Source organism: Nocardia sp. NPDC050712 (genome assembly GCF_040654295.1).
Taxonomy (GTDB): Bacteria; Actinomycetota; Actinomycetes; order Mycobacteriales; family Mycobacteriaceae; genus Nocardia.
This window is the reverse complement of the sequence record NZ_JBFAHT010000001.1, coordinates 1469155-1488536: the sequence shown is the minus strand read 5'-3', so window position 1 is coordinate 1488536 and position 19382 is coordinate 1469155. Positions and strand designations below refer to the sequence as shown.

At 70.0% G+C, this 19382-nt stretch carries 14 protein-coding genes; 6 read left to right on the top strand and 8 right to left on the bottom strand.

Annotation, left to right across the window (positions count from 1 at the left end):
* Window positions 1-11 precede the first annotated feature (11 nt).
* Entirely contained in the window at window positions 12-1187 is a 1176-nt protein-coding gene (gene tuf / locus AB0H76_RS07130; protein ID WP_357318535.1) for an elongation factor Tu, read from the bottom strand.
* 459 nt (window positions 1188-1646) lie between these two features.
* Here tuf and AB0H76_RS07125 point away from each other — a divergent pair, with 459 nt between their 5' ends.
* Window positions 1647-3287 (top strand): CocE/NonD family hydrolase, encoded by a 1641-nt coding sequence (locus AB0H76_RS07125; RefSeq protein WP_357318533.1) that lies wholly within the window; start codon window positions 1647-1649, stop codon window positions 3285-3287.
* On the opposite strand, the gene AB0H76_RS07120 is transcribed toward AB0H76_RS07125, so the two are convergent.
* Genes AB0H76_RS07120 through AB0H76_RS07110 form a run of 3 tightly spaced genes read right to left on the bottom strand, consistent with a single transcriptional unit; the run spans window position 3284 to window position 6386 of the window.
* The gene (locus AB0H76_RS07120; protein ID WP_357318530.1) at window positions 3284-4525 is read right to left on the bottom strand and encodes an acyl-CoA dehydrogenase family protein; all 1242 of its coding nucleotides are present in this window, start codon (window positions 4523-4525) and stop codon (window positions 3284-3286) included. The genes AB0H76_RS07125 and AB0H76_RS07120 overlap by 4 nt on opposite strands.
* A 53-nt stretch (window positions 4526-4578) precedes the next feature.
* Window positions 4579-5220, bottom strand: a complete 642-nt coding sequence (locus AB0H76_RS07115) for a response regulator transcription factor (protein ID WP_357318527.1) — start codon at window positions 5218-5220, stop codon at window positions 4579-4581.
* Window positions 5217-6386, bottom strand: a complete 1170-nt coding sequence (locus AB0H76_RS07110; protein WP_357318524.1) for a histidine kinase — start codon at window positions 6384-6386, stop codon at window positions 5217-5219. Before AB0H76_RS07110 ends, AB0H76_RS07115 begins: the two co-directional genes overlap by 4 nt.
* 177 nt (window positions 6387-6563) lie before the next feature.
* Between AB0H76_RS07110 and AB0H76_RS07105 the strand changes: the two genes are divergently transcribed.
* Complete coding sequence (locus tag AB0H76_RS07105) at window positions 6564-8054, top strand: multicopper oxidase domain-containing protein (RefSeq protein WP_357318521.1); 1491 nt, start codon at window positions 6564-6566, stop codon at window positions 8052-8054.
* On the opposite strand, the gene AB0H76_RS07100 is transcribed toward AB0H76_RS07105, so the two are convergent.
* On the bottom strand, window positions 8055-9428 hold the full coding sequence (locus AB0H76_RS07100) for an AarF/ABC1/UbiB kinase family protein (protein WP_357318518.1): 1374 nt from the start codon (window positions 9426-9428) through the stop codon (window positions 8055-8057).
* Window positions 9429-9565: 137 nt separating this feature from the next.
* On the opposite strand from AB0H76_RS07100, the gene AB0H76_RS07095 reads away from it, so the two are divergent.
* Together AB0H76_RS07095 and AB0H76_RS07090 are read left to right on the top strand one after the other, a co-directional pair.
* Window positions 9566-10192 (top strand): TetR/AcrR family transcriptional regulator, encoded by a 627-nt coding sequence (locus AB0H76_RS07095; protein WP_357318515.1) that lies wholly within the window; start codon window positions 9566-9568, stop codon window positions 10190-10192.
* A 205-nt stretch (window positions 10193-10397) separates the two neighbouring features.
* Window positions 10398-11687, top strand: a complete 1290-nt coding sequence (locus AB0H76_RS07090; RefSeq protein ID WP_357318513.1) for a helix-turn-helix domain-containing protein — start codon at window positions 10398-10400, stop codon at window positions 11685-11687.
* On the opposite strand, the gene AB0H76_RS07085 is transcribed toward AB0H76_RS07090, so the two are convergent.
* Window positions 11684-12295, bottom strand: coding sequence for a helix-turn-helix domain-containing protein (locus AB0H76_RS07085; protein ID WP_357318510.1), 612 nt, complete (start codon window positions 12293-12295; stop codon window positions 11684-11686). The genes AB0H76_RS07090 and AB0H76_RS07085 overlap by 4 nt on opposite strands.
* A gap of 57 nt (window positions 12296-12352) precedes the next feature.
* Between AB0H76_RS07085 and AB0H76_RS07080 the strand changes: the two genes are divergently transcribed.
* Entirely contained in the window at window positions 12353-15511 is a 3159-nt protein-coding gene (locus AB0H76_RS07080) for a carboxyl transferase domain-containing protein (protein ID WP_357318507.1), read from the top strand.
* Here AB0H76_RS07080 and AB0H76_RS07075 read toward each other — a convergent pair.
* Window positions 15495-16646 (bottom strand): nucleotide pyrophosphatase/phosphodiesterase family protein, encoded by a 1152-nt coding sequence (locus AB0H76_RS07075; protein WP_357318504.1) that lies wholly within the window; start codon window positions 16644-16646, stop codon window positions 15495-15497. The two genes, AB0H76_RS07080 and AB0H76_RS07075, sit on opposite strands and share 17 nt — an antisense overlap.
* 333 nt (window positions 16647-16979) lie before the next feature.
* Between AB0H76_RS07075 and AB0H76_RS07070 the strand changes: the two genes are divergently transcribed.
* Window positions 16980-18221 carry an oxygenase MpaB family protein gene (locus AB0H76_RS07070; protein WP_357318502.1) on the top strand — a complete coding sequence of 414 codons (1242 nt, stop codon included), beginning with the start codon at window positions 16980-16982 and terminating at the stop codon, window positions 18219-18221.
* A gap of 2 nt (window positions 18222-18223) precedes the next feature.
* On the opposite strand, the gene AB0H76_RS07065 is transcribed toward AB0H76_RS07070, so the two are convergent.
* Window positions 18224-19273 carry an NADP-dependent oxidoreductase gene (locus tag AB0H76_RS07065; protein ID WP_357318499.1) on the bottom strand — a complete coding sequence of 350 codons (1050 nt, stop codon included), beginning with the start codon at window positions 19271-19273 and terminating at the stop codon, window positions 18224-18226.
* Window positions 19274-19382 lie beyond the last annotated feature (109 nt).

The window sequence follows — 19382 nt, the reverse complement described above, 5'->3', positions numbered from 1 at the left end:
CGCGAAACCGCCTAGGCCTCGACCGTCAGGATCGAGCCCGCCGCCACGGTGCGCCCGCCCTCGCGGACGGCGAACCCGAGGCCCGGCTCGAGCGGCACCGGCTGCCCCAGCGTCACCGTCACCTCGACCGTCTCGCCCGGGCGGGCGACGGCCGAGCCGAGGGTGACATCGCCGACGACATCACCGGTCCGCAGGTAGAACTGCGGGCGGTAGCCGGAGGCGATCGGGGTGCGCCGGCCGCCCTCCGCCGCCGACAGCAGGTGCAGGCGCGCGGTGAAACGCGTGTGCACGCCGGAGCTGCCGAGGGCGGCCACCACCTGACCGCGCCGGACCTGACCGCGCTGCACGCCGCGCAGCAGCAGCGCGACATTGTCGCCCGCTTCCGCGAACTCCATTGTCCGGCCGAAGGTCTCGACGCCGGTGACCACGGATTCGAGATCCGCGCCGTAGCCGAGCACCGCGACGCGCTCGCCCATGCGGACCCGGCCGCGTTCCACCGCACCGGTGACGACGGTGCCGCGCCCGGTGATGGTGAGCACGTTCTCGATCGGCAGCAGGAACGGCGCGTCGGTGTAGCGCACCGGCGTGGGGATGTGGGTGTCCACCTCGTCCAGCAGGCGCAGCACCGCCGCGGACCAGTACGGGTCGCCCTGCAACGCGCGCAGGCCCGACACCGGCACCACCGGGGTGCCCGCGCCGTCGTAGCCGTTGGCGCGCAACAGGTCACGCACCTCGAGCTCGACCAGCTCGAGCAGTTCGTCGTCGCCGGCGTCGGCCTTGTTCAGCGCGACGACGAGGTGCTCGACGCCGATCTGACGGGCCAGCAGCACGTGCTCGATCGTCTGCGGCATCACCCCGTCCTGGGCGGAGAGCACCAGGATCGCACCGTCGACCTGGGCGGCGCCGGTGATCATGTTCTTCACGAAGTCGGCGTGACCGGGCATGTCCACGTGGGCGTAATGCCGGGTGGCGGTCTCGTATTCGACGTGCGCGATATTGATGGTGATGCCGCGATCGCGCTCTTCGGGCGCGCGGTCGATCCGCTCGAACGGGACGAACGAACCGCCGCCGCGCTCGGCGAGCACCTTGGTGATGGCGGCGGTCAGGGTCGTCTTGCCGTGGTCGACGTGACCCATGGTGCCGATGTTGAGGTGCGGCTTGGTGCGGAGGTAGGCCTGCTTGGCCATGATCGGGAACCTTCCCTGGAAGTCGTGAAATCGGAACCTCGGCGCCGGACGACCTTCCCCGCGCGAGGTCCCGGGGACATCCCGGGGAAGGTCAGCGTCGTGCGCCGTCGAATGCGAAGGCGACCACCAGGGCAGCCGCCGTCGCGCCCGCGGCTGCGGGCGTAGCGAGGGTCGGCTGCCAGAACATGGGATTCATGATGCCCGCCGGGTCCCGGGCGGCGCCACCGATTTTCCGGCGGGCGTCGAGCTTCCGGGCCGAAAACCCGACTCCCGGTATCGATTCCGAATTCGCTCCACAGCTCGAAACGAGGCGGTAATATTTCGTCAAAGCCATTGTGTTCGAACACAATTCGAGCGCCGCCACCGCATCCGCCGGCGCGATTCCCCCTTGCCGTTTTACACGGACCCTGTTGCGCGACAACGCTGTTCGCACCTCGTTGCCATCGAAAGGACACTCTCATGTCCCACGCGCGTTCGAATCAGGTACGGCTACTCGCTCCCGACCAGGAGTCCGACGGCGCGGCCGTCGTCGAGGGCCTGCTCACCGGCACCACCACGGGTGTGCCCGAATATCTCGTCGAGGACATCACCGCGGTGCGCGCCCAGAGCATCCTCGGCAAGGTCCTGATCCCCGGGGAGGGCGGCGTGCTCCTCGCCGGCATCGCCGCCTACCCCCACGCGGGCGGCCCGCACCCGCTGATCATCATGCCCGCCGGCCTGGACCCGGCCGGCTGGAAGATGTACTCCGGAGCCATCATTCGACTGCTGATGCGCGGCTACGCCGTCGTCGCCTACACCGAGCGCGGCCTGCCCGGCTCCGAGGGCGAGCTCACGGTGGCCGGTCCCGAGGATGTCGAGGACGGCCGGCGGGTGATCGACTGGGCGCTGGGCCACGAACAGTTGAACGCCGACGCCGACCGGATCGGCCTGGCCGGCATCTCCTACGGCTCCGGCATCGGCCAGCTCGTCGCCCAGGCCGATCCGCGGGTGAAAGCCGTTGTCGCCCTGAGCACCTGGGCGGATCTGGGAGCCGCGCTCTACGACAACGAGACCCGGCACACCGCGGCGGCCGACGCGCTCGCCGCGATCAGCGACCGCCCGAGCGGCGAACTGCTCAAGGTGCTGGCCGACTTCCGCGCCGACACCAATATCGATCTGGTCCTGGAGTACGCGCGACTGCGCTCCCCCGCCCAGCTCCCCGGTGAACTGCGGCCGGTGCCGACCTTCTTCACCAGCTTCTGGCACGAGACGATCTTCCCGCAGAACCAGCTGCTCGACTTCTTCGCGCGCTACCCCGGGCCCAAGCGCCTGGACCTCGGAGTGGGCGACCATGGCGCGGTGGAGATCCCGGGCCTGCTGCTCGGGGTGCACACCCGCACCACCGAGGCCGCCTACGACTGGTTCGACCACTACCTGCGCGGTGTCGACAACGGCATCGATCGCGACGGTGTCGTGCACACCGAGACCATGCACACCTTCGGCACCACCGCCGCCCCGGATCTGGACTCCTGGGCCCGCAAGCCGCGGCGCTACTACCTCACCGCCCCCGTGCGCAGATCCGGCGACGGCACCCTGAGTCTCGAGGCGCCGGCCGATTTCGGGCAGAGTTTCCAGGCGGGCGGCCAGCAGGTCCAAGCGGTCACGGCGCTGGTGCTGGACGGCTTTCGCGAGCGGCTGCTCATGCCGCGCCGGCAGCAGCTGACCGACATCGATCGCGCCGCCGCGGCGGTCTGGGCCACCGAGATGTTCCCGCGGCCGCAGCACATCGCGGGCATTCCCGAGCTCGGGCTGACCCTGACGCCGTCGGGCGCGGCGGTCACCGTCGTCGCGTATCTGTTCGACCTGAATCCGTTCACCGGCTCCATGCGAATCATCACCCACGCCGCCGCGACGGTGCGCAACCAGCAGCCCGGCCATCCGGCAGAGGTTCGAATCCGCTTGCAGGCCACCGACTATCAGATCCCACTCGGTCACCAGCTGGTGCTGGTGACCGACGCCCGCGATCACCTCTACTTCTACCCGGAGCAACCCGACACGGGCGGCACCGTGACGCTGTCCAGCGGGCACGGAGCGGCCTACTTGGACCTGCCCGCCGACTAGGCGCCCAGCAGGCCCTTCGCGATGTGGGTGACCTGAATCTCGTTGCTACCGGCGTAGATCATCAGCGACTTCGCATCGCGAGCCAGCTGTTCCACCTTGTATTCGCGCATGTAGCCGTTGCCGCCGAAGAGTTGCACGGCCTCCATCGCGACCTCGGTGGCGGCGCGCGAGGAGTACAGCTTCATCGCGGAAGCCTCGGCGAGCGAGACCTTCTCGCCCGCCGCGGTGCGCTCGATGGCGTTGAAGACCATGTTCTGCACGTTGATGCGGGCGACCTCCATCTCGGCGAGTTTGAGCTGGATGAGCTGGAATTGGGCGATCTCGCGACCCCAGAGCTTGCGGGACTTCGCGTAATCGACGCAGAGCCGGTGACATTCGTTGATGATGCCCAGCGCCAGGGAGGCGATGCCGATGCGTTCGGCGGCGAAAGACTCCTTGGCGCTGTCCTTGCCGTCGCCCTTGGCGGGTGTCTCGGTCTCGCCGAGCAGGCGGTCCTTGCCGATGCGGACGTTGTCGAAGAACAGCTCGCCGGTGGGCGAGGAATTCATGCCCATCTTCTTGAACGGCTTGCCCTGGGTGAAGCCGGGCATGCCCTGATCCAGGACGAAGCCGAGCACCTTGCGGTCGCGGCGGTCCACGGCGGTGTCGCCGTCGTCCAGCTTGGCGTAGACGATGGTGACATCGGCGTAGGGGCCGTTGGTGATGAAGGTCTTCTGGCCGTTGAGGATGTAGTCCTCGCCGTCGCGGCGCACGTAGGACTTCATGCCGCCGAAGGCATCCGAGCCCGAGTCCGGTTCGGTGATCGCCCACGCGCCGACCTTCTCGAAGGTGACCAGCTCGGGCAGCCAGCGCTTCTTCTGCGCGAGGGTGCCGCGGCTGCGCAGCGTGCCGACCGTCAGTCCCAGCGAAACACCCATGGAGGCAACCAGTCCCAGGCTGACACCGGCGAGCTCACTGTTCAGGACCACGCCCATGCTGCCCGCGCCGCTGAACCCGGACGACTTCTCGGCCGCCGCGGGGGCCTCCCCGCGCTCCTTGGCTTCCTCGCGGGCGATCGCCTTCTGCAAGCTCTCCCGGGCCATCTCGTCCATGCCGAAGGTGGCGTACAGCTTGCGGATGATGTCGAACGGCGGCAGCTCACCGCTCTCCAGCTGCTCGACATGCGGTGTGACCTCTTTGGCGATGAAGCCGCGCAGGGCGTCGCGGAACATCAGGTCGGTGTCGGACCACTGGTACATCGTGCAAACTCCCACGGGATCGCCGGAACGGTGTCCTCAATATAGAACACGTTCTAGTTGATACCCGTGCCGCGGCGGTGCGCGTAGACGGCCAAGCGCACGCGGTTGTCGCAGCCGGTCTTGTCCATCAGGTTTCCCACGTGGGTTTTCACGGTGGTGACGCCCAGGTGCAGGCGATCGGCGATCTCCTGGTTGCCCAGGCCCTCGCCGACCAGGGCGAGCACCTGCTGCTCGCGCGGAGTGAGCGCGACGGCGACCGCCTCGGCCTTGGGGGCGGCAGCCAGGGCGCGACCGACCAGCCGGGGCACCAGTGCAGGCGAGAAGGGCATGTCGCCGTCGACCGCGCGGCGCAGGGCCGCGAGCAGGTCGGGGGCGGCGGTGTCCTTGACCAGGAAGCCCACCGCGCCCGCGGCCAGGGCCGGATACAGGTGCTCGTCGTCGTCGAAGGTGGTGAGCACCACCACCTTCGCGCCGGGGCGGGATCCGAGGATCTGCCGGGTCGCCCCGACACCGTCCAGGCCGGGCATGCGCAGATCCATCAGGACCAGGTCGGGTTCGAGCTCCGCGAACAGACGGACGGCTTCGACACCGTCGGCCGCCTCGCCCACCACCCGCAGGTCGGTGGTGGATTCCAGCAGCATGCGCAGGCCGGTGCGGATCAGACGCTGGTCGTCGACCAGTAGGACGGTGATCATCGCGGCATCAGCTCCCGGCTCGCGGTCGCGGGCAGCCAGGCGGCGACCACCCAGCCCTCGGCGACCGGGCCGACCGTGAGCGTGCCGCCCGCGATGTCGACGCGCTCGCGGATGCCGATCAGGCCGTGGCCGAGGGGATTCGGGGCCGCGCCGCCGCCGCTGGCGATGCGCACGGCGATACCGCCCGTGCCGCGCGTCACGGCGACCGTGACCGGCGCCGTGCGGTCGGCGTGCTTCATCACGTTGGTCAGCGACTCCTGCACCACCCGCAGCAGGGTGAGGCGCCCGACCGCGTCGAGCCCGGACGGGTCGGCCATCAGGTCGGCCTCGATGCCGAAACCCGCCGCGCGGGCCCGCTCGACCGCCGCGGCGATCTCCCGGCCCAGGGTGGCGGACTCGACCAGGGCGACCGCGCCGAGATCGGGATCGCGCAGGGCGACCAGGAGGCGGCGGATGTCGGTGAGGGAATCGGAGGCGGCGCCGTGCACATCGTCGAGCACCGACACCACGCGCGGATCGGGGTCGGCCAGCACATGCCGGGCAACCTCGATGCGCAGCACGATCGAGGCCATGTGGTGGGCCACCAGGTCGTGCAGTTCGCGGGCCATGGCGCTGCGCTCGGCGGCGCGGGTGTGCGCTTCGGCGTCGACCCGGCGCGCCTCGGCGGCCAGGGCCTCCAGCCGGAACTTCTCCGCGAGATCGCGCTGGGCGCGCAGGTACAGGCCGAGCAGCAGCGGCAGCCCGGCATAGGCGATCGCCTCCAGGGCGGTCGCGGCGCGCCAGAACGGCAGGTGATCGAACCACAGGCCGACCAGCAGCGCGACGGCCCAGCAACCCGCGACCAGCGCCACCGCGGCGCGCCGATGGGTGCGCGTCACCGCGTCGGTGAGCGCGACCGCGCCGAGATAGGGCACCAGGCCCGACAACCCCCACGCGTCGGTCATGAACATCGGGATCGCCAGCGCGGACAGCGCCACCGAGACCGCCACCGGCCGGCGCGCACCGGCCACGAACAGCGCCGCCGCCGTCATCGCGAGCAGCCAGTAACTCACCGGCACGCGGTACTGCCCCGGGAACGTGCTCGCCAGCAGCAGCAGCGGCACCAGTACCAGGGGTAGGCAGCGCAGCAGCAGCCACTGGTCACGGCGTGCGGCGGTTTCGGTCACCGATCCACGGTAGGGGACGCGAGCGGTGTCCGACCTCCTCCCCCGGTAGGAGGTGGCGAGGCGTTGGTTATCACACAGCAAGTACGACCACAAGGGTCGCGCGCAGGAACCGGGACGGCCGGATTCCGGGCCCGCGGCAGGAGGGCCGACGAGTCCGCGCCGACCAGGATTTCCGGCATGACTGTTTCGCGAAGGGGGTTCCTGGCCGGGCTCGCGGCCGCGCCGATCGCCGTGTCCGCGGGCTGCGCGCTCGGCGGTCCGCCGGCCGTGGTCTCGGGGCCGCGAGCGCTGCCGATCCCGCCGCTGGCCGACTCGTCCGTCGGCGCGGACGGCGTGCGGCATTTCCGGCTCACCGCGCAGCCGGGCACCGCCGAGATCCTGGCCGGAAAGCGCACGCCCACCTGGGGCGTGAACGGGCCGTACCTCGGGCCCACGCTGCGCGCCCGGCGCGGGGAGACGGTCGCGGTGCAGGTGCGCAACGAGTTGCCCGAACCGACCACGCTGCACTGGCACGGCATGCGGGTGCCCGCCCGCATGGACGGCGGGCCGCACCAGACCATCGCACCCGGCGCCACCTGGACGCCGTCGTGGACCATCGAGCAGCAGGCCGCCACCCTCTGGTACCACCCGCATCCGCACGGCGGCACCGAGAAGCACGTCTACCGCGGACTGGCCGGGTTCTTCCTGATCGACGACCCCGACGCCGACGCGCTCGATCTGCCGAAAGACTATGGCGTGGACGATATTCCGCTGGTCATCCAGGACCGGCGTTTTACCGCCACCGGCGCGCTCGACGAATCCGACCCCACCGATATCGGCCTGCTGGGCGACACCATCGTCACCAACGGCAGCGCGGGCGCGTACTTCCGCGCGCGCACCTCCCGACTCCGAATGCGCCTGCTGAACGGGTCATCGGGGCGGCTCTACCACCTGGGTTTCGCGGACGACCGCGCATTCCAGATCATCGGCACCGACGGCGGCCTGCTGCCCCAGCCATTGTCCCGCAACCGAATTCAGCTCAGCCCCGGCGAACGGGTCGAGATCGTGGTGCCGATCCGGGCCGGGGACCGGACCATGCTGCGCGCGCTGCCGATCGCGGACCGCGGCGACATCGAGGCCGATCGGGCCCGCGAGTTCGGCTTCGACGACAGCTTCGACATCCTGGACCTGCGCGGCGCGGCATCGATGGAAGACGCTCCGGCAGTGCCGGATTCGCTGATGCCGCGGGCGTCGATCCCGACTGCGGGCGCGGCCGCGCAGCGGCGCTTCGAGCTGGAGTGGTTCCAGATCAACGGCCGGCAGATGGACATGAATCGCATCGACTTCACCGTCGCACCGGAGAGCACCGAGGTGTGGACCGTGCGCAATATCGACAACTGGCCGCACAACTTCCACGTCCACGACGTCCAGTTCCAGATCACCGACATCGACGGGGCCGCACCGCCGCCCGAGCTCGCGGGCTGGAAGGACACCGTCTACACCCGGCCCGGATCCGAATATACCCTGGTCATGCGCTTTTCCGGCCACACCGATCCGACTTACCCGTACATGTACCACTGCCATCTGCTGCTGCACGAGGACCACGGCATGATGGGCCAGTTCCTCGCGCTCGCGCCCGGTCAGCGCCCCGCCCCGATGGCGATGCCGGCGCACGGCGGGCACGGCTGATCAGCCCCGCGCGGCCTGCCAGCGCGCCACCTCGCGGCCGATCTCGGTGGCCGGGGGTTCGTCGTAGAGCCATTCACGCGCGATGCGGTGCCAGTTGTTGGTGGTTTCCAGCTGGCCGAGGGCGGCGAAGGTGAACAGGTCGGAGCGGCGGGAGAAGACGTGCTCGGGCGGAAGCCGAAGCTGGCGCATGTTCTTGAACTCGGCGGCGCGGGGATCGACGGCCATGATCACCGCGCCGGTGGCCAATTCGGGTGTGATGGTGATGTCCTCGTCGAGCAGATGCCACCCCGCGGCGGCCCAGACATAGTCCAGCACCTCCTGGGCGGAGATGCCGGAGCCCGGTTCGACGACGCCGTGCGTGACCCACGCGTCGTAGAGGTCTTGGGCCCGGTACTCGCCCGCGGCGCGCAGCCCTTCGCGTTCGAAGCCGACGTGCACCGGGTCCATGTGGTGGAAGAGCCCGAAATCCACGAGCCCGACCCGGCCGTCCGCGGCGTAGAGGATGTTGCCGGGGTGCGGGTCGCCGCAGAACTCGTAGTCGGAGAACAGCGACCCGACGTAGAAGCGGTACACCAGTTCGCCGATCCGGTCACGATCGGCGGCCGGTAAGTTCCGGATGTCCTGGAACGACTGTCCCGCAACGAATTCCGTGACCAGGACGTGTGGTCCGCACAACTCGCCGATCGCGTCCGGCACCAGCAGGAACGGGTGGCCCCGATAGCGTTCGGCGATCCGGTGCTGGGTGCGCGCTTCGCGTTCGTAGTCGAGTTCGCTGCCGATATTGCGGGCGATCTCGTCGAGCACCTCGTTGTCGGCGGCGCTGGGCAGCACCGATTTCCAGAGCCGGCTGAACATCGCCAGATTGCGCATGTCCGCCTCGACGGCGTCGTCGACGCCCGGATACTTCACCTTGACCGCGACCTCGCGGCCGTCGTGCAGCCGGGCGCGATAGACCTGGCCGATCGAGGCCGCGGCGATGGCCGTCTCGTCGAACTCGGCGAAGACGCGCGTCAAGGGGCCCAGATCATCCTCGATGACCTTCCGCATGCCCGTGAACGGCACCACCGGCGCGTGATCGCGCAGCTCGGCGAGCTTGACCCGGAACATCTCCCGGTGCGATTCCGGCATCAGGTCGACATCGAGCACCGACAGCATCTGCCCGACCTTCATCGCCGCGCCCTTGAGGCCGCCGAGCACCGTGACCAGCTGCTGGGCCGCTTGCAGGGTGGACCGCTCGGCCAGCACCCGGCGCGCCTGTTCCGGGCGCCCGATCATGGACAGCCGGGTGCCGACGCCGCGCACCGCCTGACCCGCGACCAGCTTGCCGATCCGGCCACCGCGCACCAGCCGGCCCTTGGGCACTCGACCGCTCACTGTCGCACCTCCCTTGGTTCGTTCCGCCACATCTCACCGCATCCCGGCCGCGCGTGATCACGAATTCGCCCACGCGGTTACCTGGATCACGCTTAAGCTGAGCGCCGCTCATTTTCCACCGTCGGCAGGAGGCTTGGATGCCGTCGAAATCCACGGGTCAGCGGCGGCGCCCCGCCCAGGAACGCGCCAAGGCGACCCGGGAACACATCCTGGACACCGCCGCGGCGCTGTTCGGCGACCGCGGCATCGCCAACACCTCGACCAACCGCATCGCCGCCGAGGCGGGGGTGAGCATCGGCACCGTCTACCGGTACTTCTCCGACCGCGGGGTGATCGTCGAGGAGCTGCTGCGGCGGCTGCTCGAAACCATCGAGCAGCGCTTCACCCAGCAGGTTTTCGGCCTCTCGGACCGGACAACCCTGGAGATGATCACCGGCATCCTGGAGGTGCTCGCCGAGGAGCTGGCCGCCCAGGCCCGCCTGGTGCGCGCGCTGGTGGAGGGCGTGCAGTTCTACAGCAGCGGCATCCCGGAATTCGAGCCGCGCCTGCGGCTGCTGGTCAAGGTCATGGTGATCCAGATTCTGGGTCCCGGCGACGATCACGAGTACGACGTGATGACGTTCGTGCTGATCAACACGTGTTTCGCGGCGGTGGTCCGCTCCGCGGCGCTGGAGGTCGACAGCGAAGCGCGCCGGGAGGCCATCCAGATGACCGCGCGCATGGTCACGGCCTGGACCGATTCCGAACGCAAGAGCGTCGCCTAAAAGTGAGCCCTGCCCTAGCAATCGACTCCGCGAGTACTCCGTCCCAGCCCGCGAAAACCGCCCTTTCCCCTGGTGGGGATAGGTCTTTGGCGGATGCCACCGGGATTCCGAAGAGGAGTAGAAGGTGAGTTCGTTTGCAGTTTACGGTTTCTGCTAGAGCGGGTTACATCAATCGCTCTCTCAGAGTTCGGAAGAGAGGTCACCGATGACCGTGGACACGTCGCACAATCCGGGCCGTACCCGTCCCGGGACGTCGCTGGCCGGGCCGCTGCGCAATGTGCGCGCCCTGTCGCGCGAGATGGTGAGTCAGTTCCTGGAGACGGTGGCGCCGTGCCGCACCCTGCCCGGGGAATCGCTGGACGGCGACGTCACCTCGATCACCCGGGTCTGCCTGGAACTGGCGGTCAGCATGCTGGACGGCACCGACGCCCCGGACAAGATCCGCCGGCTCGAACACAGCGCTGCACAGTGGGCGCGTGAGGGCGTGCCGATCGACACCGTGCACCGCGCCATGCACGAGGGTTTCCGGATCGGGCTCGACCTCGTCGTCTCCAGCGCGGCCAACGGCTACAGCCACGAGGACGACCCGCAACTGCTGGTGCTGCGCCGCGGCGACTACGACGATCTGGTGGGCGGTGCCCGCATCGTGGTCGACATCCTCGACACCATGACCACCGCGGTCTCGAAAGCCTATGTGCGGGAATTGCGTTCGGTGATCCGCGAGCACCACCACGGCGTGCACACCATGACCTCCGCGCTGCTGGCCGGGCACCCCACCTCGACCATGGCGCGCGAATCCGGCATCGAGATCGCCGCCCGGTACAACGTGCTCGCGCTCTCGATTCCGCCGCATCCGGAGGAGGCCAACCCCGGCGTGGACCGCACGGTGGTGGCCCGCCGGAAACTGCGCCGCGTCCAGGCCGCGCTCGCCACCGCCGGCGACACCGTGCTGTCGCTGCTCAGCGTGGACGGCGGCACGCTGCTGCTGCCCGACACGACCGACACCGTCGACATGGACCGCCTCGTCACCACGCTGTCGCAGGCCGGGCAGGTGCCCGTCACCGCCGCCGTGGTCACCGTCGCGGCCACCGATGTCCCCGGCGCCGCCGACCAGGCCCACCAGTTGCTCGACATGGTGCACCGGCTCCGGCTCGAACGCGGCCTCTACCGCTTCGACGATCTCGCCCTGGAATACCAGCTCACCCGGCCCGGGCCCGGCCGCGAACAGCTGTGCACGCTGCTCGATCCGCTCGACTCGCACCCCGAGTTGCTCGGCACCCTGCACCTGCACATCAGCAACAACCTCAACCGCCAGCGCACCGCGCACGCCCTGCACGTGCACACCAACACCGTCGACTACCGGCTCAAGCGCATCGCCGCGATCACCGGCTTCGACCCGAGCCAGGCCAGTGGCCTGTGGTACCTGCGCTCGGCGCTGGTCGCGCGCAGCTACCGGGACCAGCCCGACACCTCGAGCGACCGCCGGGCCGGTTAGCGGGCCAGCCCGAGCAGCGTCTCGCTGACGCGCAGGATGTCGTCGAGGAAGGCCGCCCGGGCGGCCGGGGACGCCGCGCGCCGGGCGAGCACGCCGTGGGTGATGGTGTAGCCGATGGTTTCGGCGAGCACCCGGTGCGAGGCGGCGGGTGCGATGGTCCCGGCCGCGGCCTGCCGGTCGAGGTAGCGGGTGAAACGGCGCAGCGGGCGCTCGTTGATCTCGGTGGAGAGCGCGGCGATCCGCGAGTCGACCGCGCCGCGCTGATCGATCAGTCGCAGCAGCGGCCCGGCGGCGAGCACCGCGTCGGCATAGGCCCGGATGGTCGCGACGAGGGCGGCGCGCGGATCCGCGCCGGTGCTCTCGAATTCCTGCGCGGCCAGGAAATCGTCGCGAACGCGTTCGGCCAGGGCGTGGAAGATCTCGTCCTTGGACGCGAAGTAGACATACAGCGTCGCCCGCGCGACACCGGCTTCGGCGGTGATGGCCGCGACGGTGGTGTCCTCGTAACCGCGCGCGGCGAAGACCCGCGCGGCCGCGTCCAGGAGTTCGCGGTGCCGCGGGGTCTGGGTGCGTTCGCGCGCGTCGCGCACCGACCAAGCCTGAGTCACCGGGAAAGCGTAGCGCTCCGTTGACATTGACATCAACGTCAAAGCAGACTGGGCGACGTGAAGGTAGTCGTAGCCAATCGAGGCGAAATCGCGGTCCGGGTGCTGCGGACGGCGCGCGAGCGCGGTTACGCGACGTACGCGCTGTGCACCGCGGCGGAGAGCTCGGCCCTGCCGGCCCGGCTGGCCGACGAGGTGGTGCTGTTGCCGGGCTCGGGGGCCGCGGCCTACCTCGACGTGGCGGCGGTGGTCGCGGCGGCGAGCACGGCCGGCGCCGGGGCGCTGGTGCATCCCGGCTACGGATTCCTCAGCGAGAACGCCGATTTCGCCGCCGCGTGCGCCCGGGCGGGGCTGGTGTTCACCGGTCCGGAACCGGCGGCGCTGCGGACGTTCGGGGACAAGCTCGCCGCACGCGCCGCCGCGCTGGCGGCGGGACTTCAGGTGCTGGCGGCGACGACCGCCGAGGCCGGGTTGCCGGCGATCGAGGCGCTGCTCGGCGACCATCCGCACGGCGTGCTGATCAAGGCCGCGCACGGTGGCGGCGGGCGCGGTCAGCGCGTCGTCCGGGCCGCCACGGAACTCGCCGAGGCCTACGCGCGCTGCCGTTCGGAGGCGCTGGCGAGTTTCGGCGACGGCACCCTCTACGCGGAAGCGCTCGCGCCGGACGCCCGGCACATCGAGGTGCAGGTGATCGGTGACGGGTCACGCGCGGTCGCGCTGGGTGATCGCGATTGCAGCGTGCAGCGGCGGCGGCAGAAGCTGATCGAGATCGCGCCGGCTCCGGATCTGCCTGCCGCACTGCGGGATCGGTTGCATCGCGACGCCGTCCGGATCGTCGAATCGGTGGGCTGTCGCGGGCTGGCCACCGTCGAGTTCCTGGTCGCCGCGGACGATGCGTGGTTCCTCGAGGTCAATCCGCGGCTCCAGGTCGAGCACACGGTGACCGAGGAGACGACCGGACTGGATCTGGTCGCGGCCCAGCTGGATCTCGCCCGCGGCGCCACCCTCGACGAGCTCGAGCTGCCGGCCTCGCCGCCGCGCGGTGTCGCGATCCAGGCCCGGGTGACCGCCGAACTCGTCACGGCCGCAGGCGAAATGCTGCCGAGCACCGGCACCCTCTCACACTTCGCCGCCCCGACCGGTGCGGGTGTCCGCGTCGATACCGCCGCCGGGCCCGGCCTGCGGATCGGCCCTGACTTCGACTCGCTGCTCGCCAAGGTGATCGGCCGCGCCCATTCCTATCCCGCCGCGCTGCAACGCTGTTCGGACGCGCTCGCCGAGACGACGATCGCCGGGGTGGACACCAACGTGGCCCTGCTGCGGGCGATCGTGGCCGCGCTCGCCACGACCGGGCCGGTGTCCACCACCTGGTTCGAACAGCACGCGGAGAAGCTGATCGCCGACGCCGCGAACTACCCGTCGGCGCCGATCACGACCGGGGAAACCTCCGGAACCTCTTCCACACCGGCACTTCTCGACGACGAGCAGGCCTTCCGCTCCCCCATGGGCGGCACCGTCATCAGCATCGCCGCACCCGGCTCGGTCATCGCGGCCGGTGGCGAGGTGGCGGTCCTCGAGGCGATGAAGATGCAGCACGTACTGCGCGCGGAGACGGCGCTGCTGGTGCGGCGCACCTGCGCCGAGCCCGGCGCGGTCGTCGATCCGCACGCGCTGCTGGCGACCTGGGCCGCGGCCGAGCACGACGGCACCGCCACCGAGACCACCGATATCGACCTCGACACGATCCGCCCCGATCTGGCCGAGGTGCGCGACCGGCACCGGGCCGGACAGGACGAGGCCCGCCCGGAGGCGGTGGCCAAGCGCCACCGCCTGGCCCGGCGGACCGCCCGCGAGAACATCGCCGACCTGGTCGACGACGGCAGCTTCCGCGAATACGGCGCACTCGCGATCGCCGCGCAACGGCAGCGCCGCAACGACGCGGACCTGATCGCCAACACCCCCGCCGACGGCCTGATCGCCGGTGTCGCGACCATCGACGCCGCCCGGGCGGTGGTGCTGTCCTACGACTACACCGTGCTGGCCGGCACGCAGGGCGTGCGCAATCACGGCAAGACCGACCGGATGCTGGAGCTGGCGCACGAGCGGCGGCTGCCGGTGGTGTTCTTCACCGAGGGCGGCGGCGGCCGGCCCGGCGATACCGATCACCCCGGCGTCTCGGGGCTGGAGGTGACCACCTTCCGGGCCATGGGCGCGCTCTCGGGGCGGGTGCCGTTGATCGGCATCGTGTCCGGGCGCTGCTTCGCCGGCAATGCCGCGCTGCTGGGCATGTGCGATGTCGTGATCGCCACCCCCGACGCGAATATCGGCATGGGCGGGCCGGCGATGATCGAGGGCGGCGGGCTCGGCGTCTACGCGCCCGAGGACATCGGCCCGGTCGAGGTGCAGCGGCGCAACGGCGTGGTGCACGTGGTCGCGCGGGACGAGGCGCACGCCGTGGCGCTGGCCCGGCGCTACCTGGGTTACTTCCAGGACGGTGTCGCCGAGTGGACCGCGCCGGATCCGCGCCTGGCCCGGCATGTGGTGCCGGAGAACCGGTTACGCGCCTACGACGTGCGCGCCGCGATCGAGTCGGTGATCGACGTCGACTCGCTGCTGGAACTGCGGGCGGACTGGGGTACCGGCATCGTGACCGCGCTCGCCCGGGTCGAGGGACGCCCGCTCGGACTCGTCGCGAACAACGGCCACCACCTCGGCGGCGCCATCGACGCACCGGCTGCGGACAAGCTCAGCGCCTTTCTGCGACTCTGCGAAGCGCACGGCCTGCCCATCGTCTCGCTCTGTGACACACCGGGTTTCATGGTCGGGCCGGACGCCGAACGGGAGGCGACGGTCACCAGGTTCTCCCGCCTGTTCATCGACAGCGCCGCCCTGACGGTGCCCTTCGGCACCGTCGTGCTGCGCAAGGGCTACGGGCTCGGCGCGCAGGCGATGGCGGCGGGCTCCTTCCGCAGCCCGCGCTTCGTCATCGCCTGGCCGACCGGCGAAATCGGCGGCATGGGGTTGGAAGGCGCGGTGCGCCTCGGCTTCCGCAAGCAACTCGAGGCGATCGAGGACCCGGCCGAGCGCGAGCGCACCTTCGAGGCGATGGTGCAGCTCGCCTACGCCAACAGCAAGGCGCTCAACGCCGCGGCGGTGCTGGAACTCGACGACGTCATCGATCCGGCGGACACCCGGCGGTGGATCACGACCCTGTTCTGACGAGCGGCCGGTTGCTGAGCAACGGCACCAGCTGTTCGTCGGCGGTCCAGGCGCCGTGGTGGCCGAGCAGCGCCGACTCCAGCGGTTCGCGCTGCGGGCAGTAGAGCACGCTGTTGCCTTCCGCGACGGCGACGAGGTCGCCGATGCGCTGGGCGATGACGGCATCGGGCGGAGTCGGGCCGAACCAGTGCTCGTCCAATGCCTGCTCGCGGCTGACCACCCGTGCGTCCGTGGCCAATTCGGCGGTCCAGACGGCCTGCACGTCGGCCAGGGCGGTGGGGTGTTCGAGATAGACGTGGCGAACGCGCGGCTCGCCCGCGATCAGGTGCACGTCCTGCTGTAATCGGGGCCGGGCATCGAGATCGATCACGTTGTCCGCGTGGATCATTCCGTGATCGCCGGTGACGAGCAGCGTGCAGGTCGCGGGCAGGTCGGCCAGGAGCTCAGCGGCGAACGCCTCGACCGCGCCCAGCATCTCCAGCCACTGCGGCGATTCGGGACCGTAGAGGTGACCGGTGCTGTCGAGCTCCGGGAAGTAGGCGTAGGCGAAGCGCGACCGGGCGCCCGAATGCTGTGCGACAGCGCGGATTCCGTCTCGCACCGTGTCCAGGCTCTCGGCCGGATGCAGAGTGCCCGGGGCGCGGAACACCGCCCGCGTGAGGCCGGAGGTGCGCTGATACGGCGGCACCACGTAGTGCACCTCCACCCCGTGCGCGGCGAGGTCCTCGAGGCGGCTGGTCCGCGGCTGCACCGTTTCCGGCGGGAACTCCGCGCGGGCATCGTCACCGGTCGCCGCGTCGAGCCGCCAGCGCAGCGCGTTGAACAGGCGCGCGCTGCCGAGGTCGGGCAGGGCGAAGGAGTAGCCGATGATGCCGTGCGTGGCGCACGGTGCGCCCAGCGCGAGACTGGCCAGGCTGGTCGCGGTGGTGGCGGGGAAGCCGGCGACCAGGGTGTCGACGACGTGGGCCGCCAAGGTGGGTGCGACGGTGTGGTGGCGGGCCAGCAATTCGGCGCCGAGCCCGTCGATCAGCAGCAGCACGACGTCGCGGTTGGGTGTGAGCCCCAGCGGGTTGGCCGTGCCCAGCCCGAAGGAGGCCGCGACGGACGGCAGGACATCGGCGAGTGTGTTCGGCATCACCTCGAATAGTGCCGTGCGCGTGCCGTTTTCGCGAGTTCATTACCGGATCGCGTGTGCTCGTGTCGAGAAGTAAGTGTCCATACATTCTTAGCGGTCGAGTCAGGGTTGAACACGAGCACATAGCTAACTCGACTAGCCGTCGGCCGCTGCAAACGTCCCGGTAATCGATGTTGCTCATGGTATTTCGACCACCTCCAGCGTGGTTGACACGAAAATTCCAGAAACGCCGGACAGCTGTCCAATCGCACGCTAAGTTACTAATCATTCTTCGCACATGAGGCACCCCGTCCGAGACCTCATGGCGGCAGCGCTCGATGAGGAGTGGCGACAATGGATCCAGTCAGCAGACGCAACGCGTTCAAAGTAGGCGGAGCGCTCGGCGCACTCGGCACCCTCGCCGCCGTCACGCCCGCCCGGGCCGAACCGTGGACCTGGTCCCCGCAGGGGTCGGTGGCCGGCGACGGCGCCGGCGCCGATCCCCTGACGATGTGGGACCCCGAGGCGGATCCGGTGGTGGCCGGGCTGCTCGACCGCGGCGAAGCGCCGCGGGTCAACGAGCTGCTGCGCACCTGGACCAGGAACGGCCAGGCGCTGCCCGCCGGACTGCCCGACGAGTTGCGCGACTTCATGGAATACGCCCGGCGGCTGCCGCAGTGGGCGGACCAGGGCAAGCTGCGCGCCGCGGTCGACTTCAACAAGAAGCGCGGCCTCTACCTCGGCGTCCTGTACGGGCTGGCCAGCGGCATGATGAGCACCGTCATTCCCAAGGAGGCCCGCTCGGTCTACTACTCCAAGGGCGGCCACGACCTGAAGGACCGGATCTCCAAGACCGCGAAACTCGGCTACGACATCGGTACGCACAACGCCTACGGCCCCGACGGGGAAATGGTGGTGACCTGCGTCAAGACCCGGCTGGTGCACGCCGCGGTCCGGCATCTGCTGCCGCAGTCGCCGCACTGGGTCTACGTGGCCGAGGAGCAGATCCCGATCAGCCAGAACGACATCATGGTCACCTGGCACAGCCTGCCCACCACCGTGATGAAACATCTCACCGCCTGGCGGGTGCCGATCCCGGCGCACGAATCCGACGGATTCCTGCACTCCTGGCAGGTGGCCGCGCACATGCTCGGCGTCCGCGACGAGTACATCCCCGCGACCTGGCCCGAAGCCGATTCCCAAGCGGCACAGGTGCTCGACCCCATCCTGGCCGCGACGCCCGAGGGCGCGAAACTCGCCGACCGGCTACTGCGCCTGGGCAACCAGCTCGACCTCGCGATCCTCACCAAACCGGTGCTGGGCGCGTTCACCCGCTTCCTGCTCGGCGACCCCATCGCCGACGGCCTGTCCATCCCCCGCGAACCGGTCTGGGATCCGCTGCTGCGCCTGAGCTGGGGCCCGTTCATCGCCGTGCGCGAGGGCCTGCTGCCCGTCGTCCCGCTGGCCCCGGACGCCTACTGGCTCTTCGACGAATTCCTGCGCCAAGCCGCCCTGATCTACCTGGCCGAACTACGCCTGCCGATCAGCATCGAACTCCCCACCATGAACCGGGACATGAATCAGCCTCCGCGCTGATCTCACTCGGGGGACGCGATGCGGAGCAACTGCTTACCGAGGTTGCGTCCTTCGAAGAGGCCCCGCAGGAGAGCCGGTGCGAGTTCCAGGCCCGCCCGGATGTCTTCGGCGTACACGATGTCGCCGTTGGTCAGCCAGTCGTGCAGGCGACCGAAGGCTTCCGGGAATCGGTCGAGGTAATCCAGGAAGATGAAACCCTCCATGCGAGCTCGCTTCAGGCCCAGCTGCATATAGTTTCGCGGGCCCGGCGGCGGGTCACCGGCGGCGTAGCCCGAAGAAATGCCGCCGCAGACCACGATTCGGGCGCGTTCGGCGATATTCGCCAGCGCGGCATCGAGAATGGGGCCGCCGACATTGTCGAAGAACACATCGATGCCGTCCGGCGCCAGCTCGCGTAACCGGGACGCGACGTCGTCGGACTTGTAGTCGACGCACGCGTCGAAACGGGCGACCTCGGTCACCCAGGCGCACTTGGCGGCGCCGCCCGCGATCCCGATCACCCGGCATCCCAGCGCTTTCGCGATCTGACCGGCCACCGAGCCGGTGGCGCCCGCGGCGCCGGAGACGACCACGGTCTCGCCGGGGGCGGGCCTGCCGATATCGGTCATGCCGAAGTAGGCCGTCAGCCCGGTCGCCCCGAAGACGCCGAGCATGGCCTTCGGGTCGATGCCGGGCGGGACGACGTTCAGCCCCAGCAGGCCCTGGCCCGCGGCGATCGCGTACTCCTGCCAGCCGACCATCCCGCACACCCAGTCCCCCACCGCGTATTCCGCGCTGTGGGAGGCCACCACCTGCCCGACGCCGCCGGCGCGCATGACCGCGCCGACCGGCACCGGATCCAGGTAGTTCGGCCCGTCGTTGAGCCAGCCGCGCTGGGTCGGATCGAACGCCAGCCAGACCACCCGGACGAGCGCCTCACCGGGACCGGGTTGCGGGATCGGGGTGGTTCTGAGCTCGAAGTTGTTGTCGCCGACCAGGCCGGTCGGTCGTTCGATGAGGATCCACTGGCGATTCACCCGGCGACGGTAGCGGCCGGATCGGGGCGATGTCATCCGGATTTCGGGCCGTACACGATGTCAGCGGTGGAGTCAGCGCCGTGACAGGGCGGTGTCAGGGCGGGCCGCGAAGGTAGTTCTCGTCAGCGACACCGCGGACCCCCTC

Coding starts and splice junctions, on each gene's coding strand:
- AB0H76_RS07065 (WP_357318499.1), bottom strand. CDS start 19,273: ATGACATCGCCCCGATCCGGCCGCTACCGTCGCCGGGTGAATCGCCAG.
- AB0H76_RS07115 (WP_357318527.1), bottom strand. CDS start 5,220: ATGATCACCGTCCTACTGGTCGACGACCAGCGTCTGATCCGCACCGGC.
- AB0H76_RS07120 (WP_357318530.1), bottom strand. CDS start 4,525: ATGTACCAGTGGTCCGACACCGACCTGATGTTCCGCGACGCCCTGCGC.
- tuf (WP_357318535.1), bottom strand. CDS start 1,187: ATGGCCAAGCAGGCCTACCTCCGCACCAAGCCGCACCTCAACATCGGC.
- AB0H76_RS07095 (WP_357318515.1), top strand. CDS start 9,566: ATGCCGTCGAAATCCACGGGTCAGCGGCGGCGCCCCGCCCAGGAACGC.
- AB0H76_RS07075 (WP_357318504.1), bottom strand. CDS start 16,646: ATGCCGAACACACTCGCCGATGTCCTGCCGTCCGTCGCGGCCTCCTTC.
- AB0H76_RS07090 (WP_357318513.1), top strand. CDS start 10,398: ATGACCGTGGACACGTCGCACAATCCGGGCCGTACCCGTCCCGGGACG.
- AB0H76_RS07125 (WP_357318533.1), top strand. CDS start 1,647: ATGTCCCACGCGCGTTCGAATCAGGTACGGCTACTCGCTCCCGACCAG.
- AB0H76_RS07070 (WP_357318502.1), top strand. CDS start 16,980: ATGGATCCAGTCAGCAGACGCAACGCGTTCAAAGTAGGCGGAGCGCTC.
- AB0H76_RS07105 (WP_357318521.1), top strand. CDS start 6,564: ATGACTGTTTCGCGAAGGGGGTTCCTGGCCGGGCTCGCGGCCGCGCCG.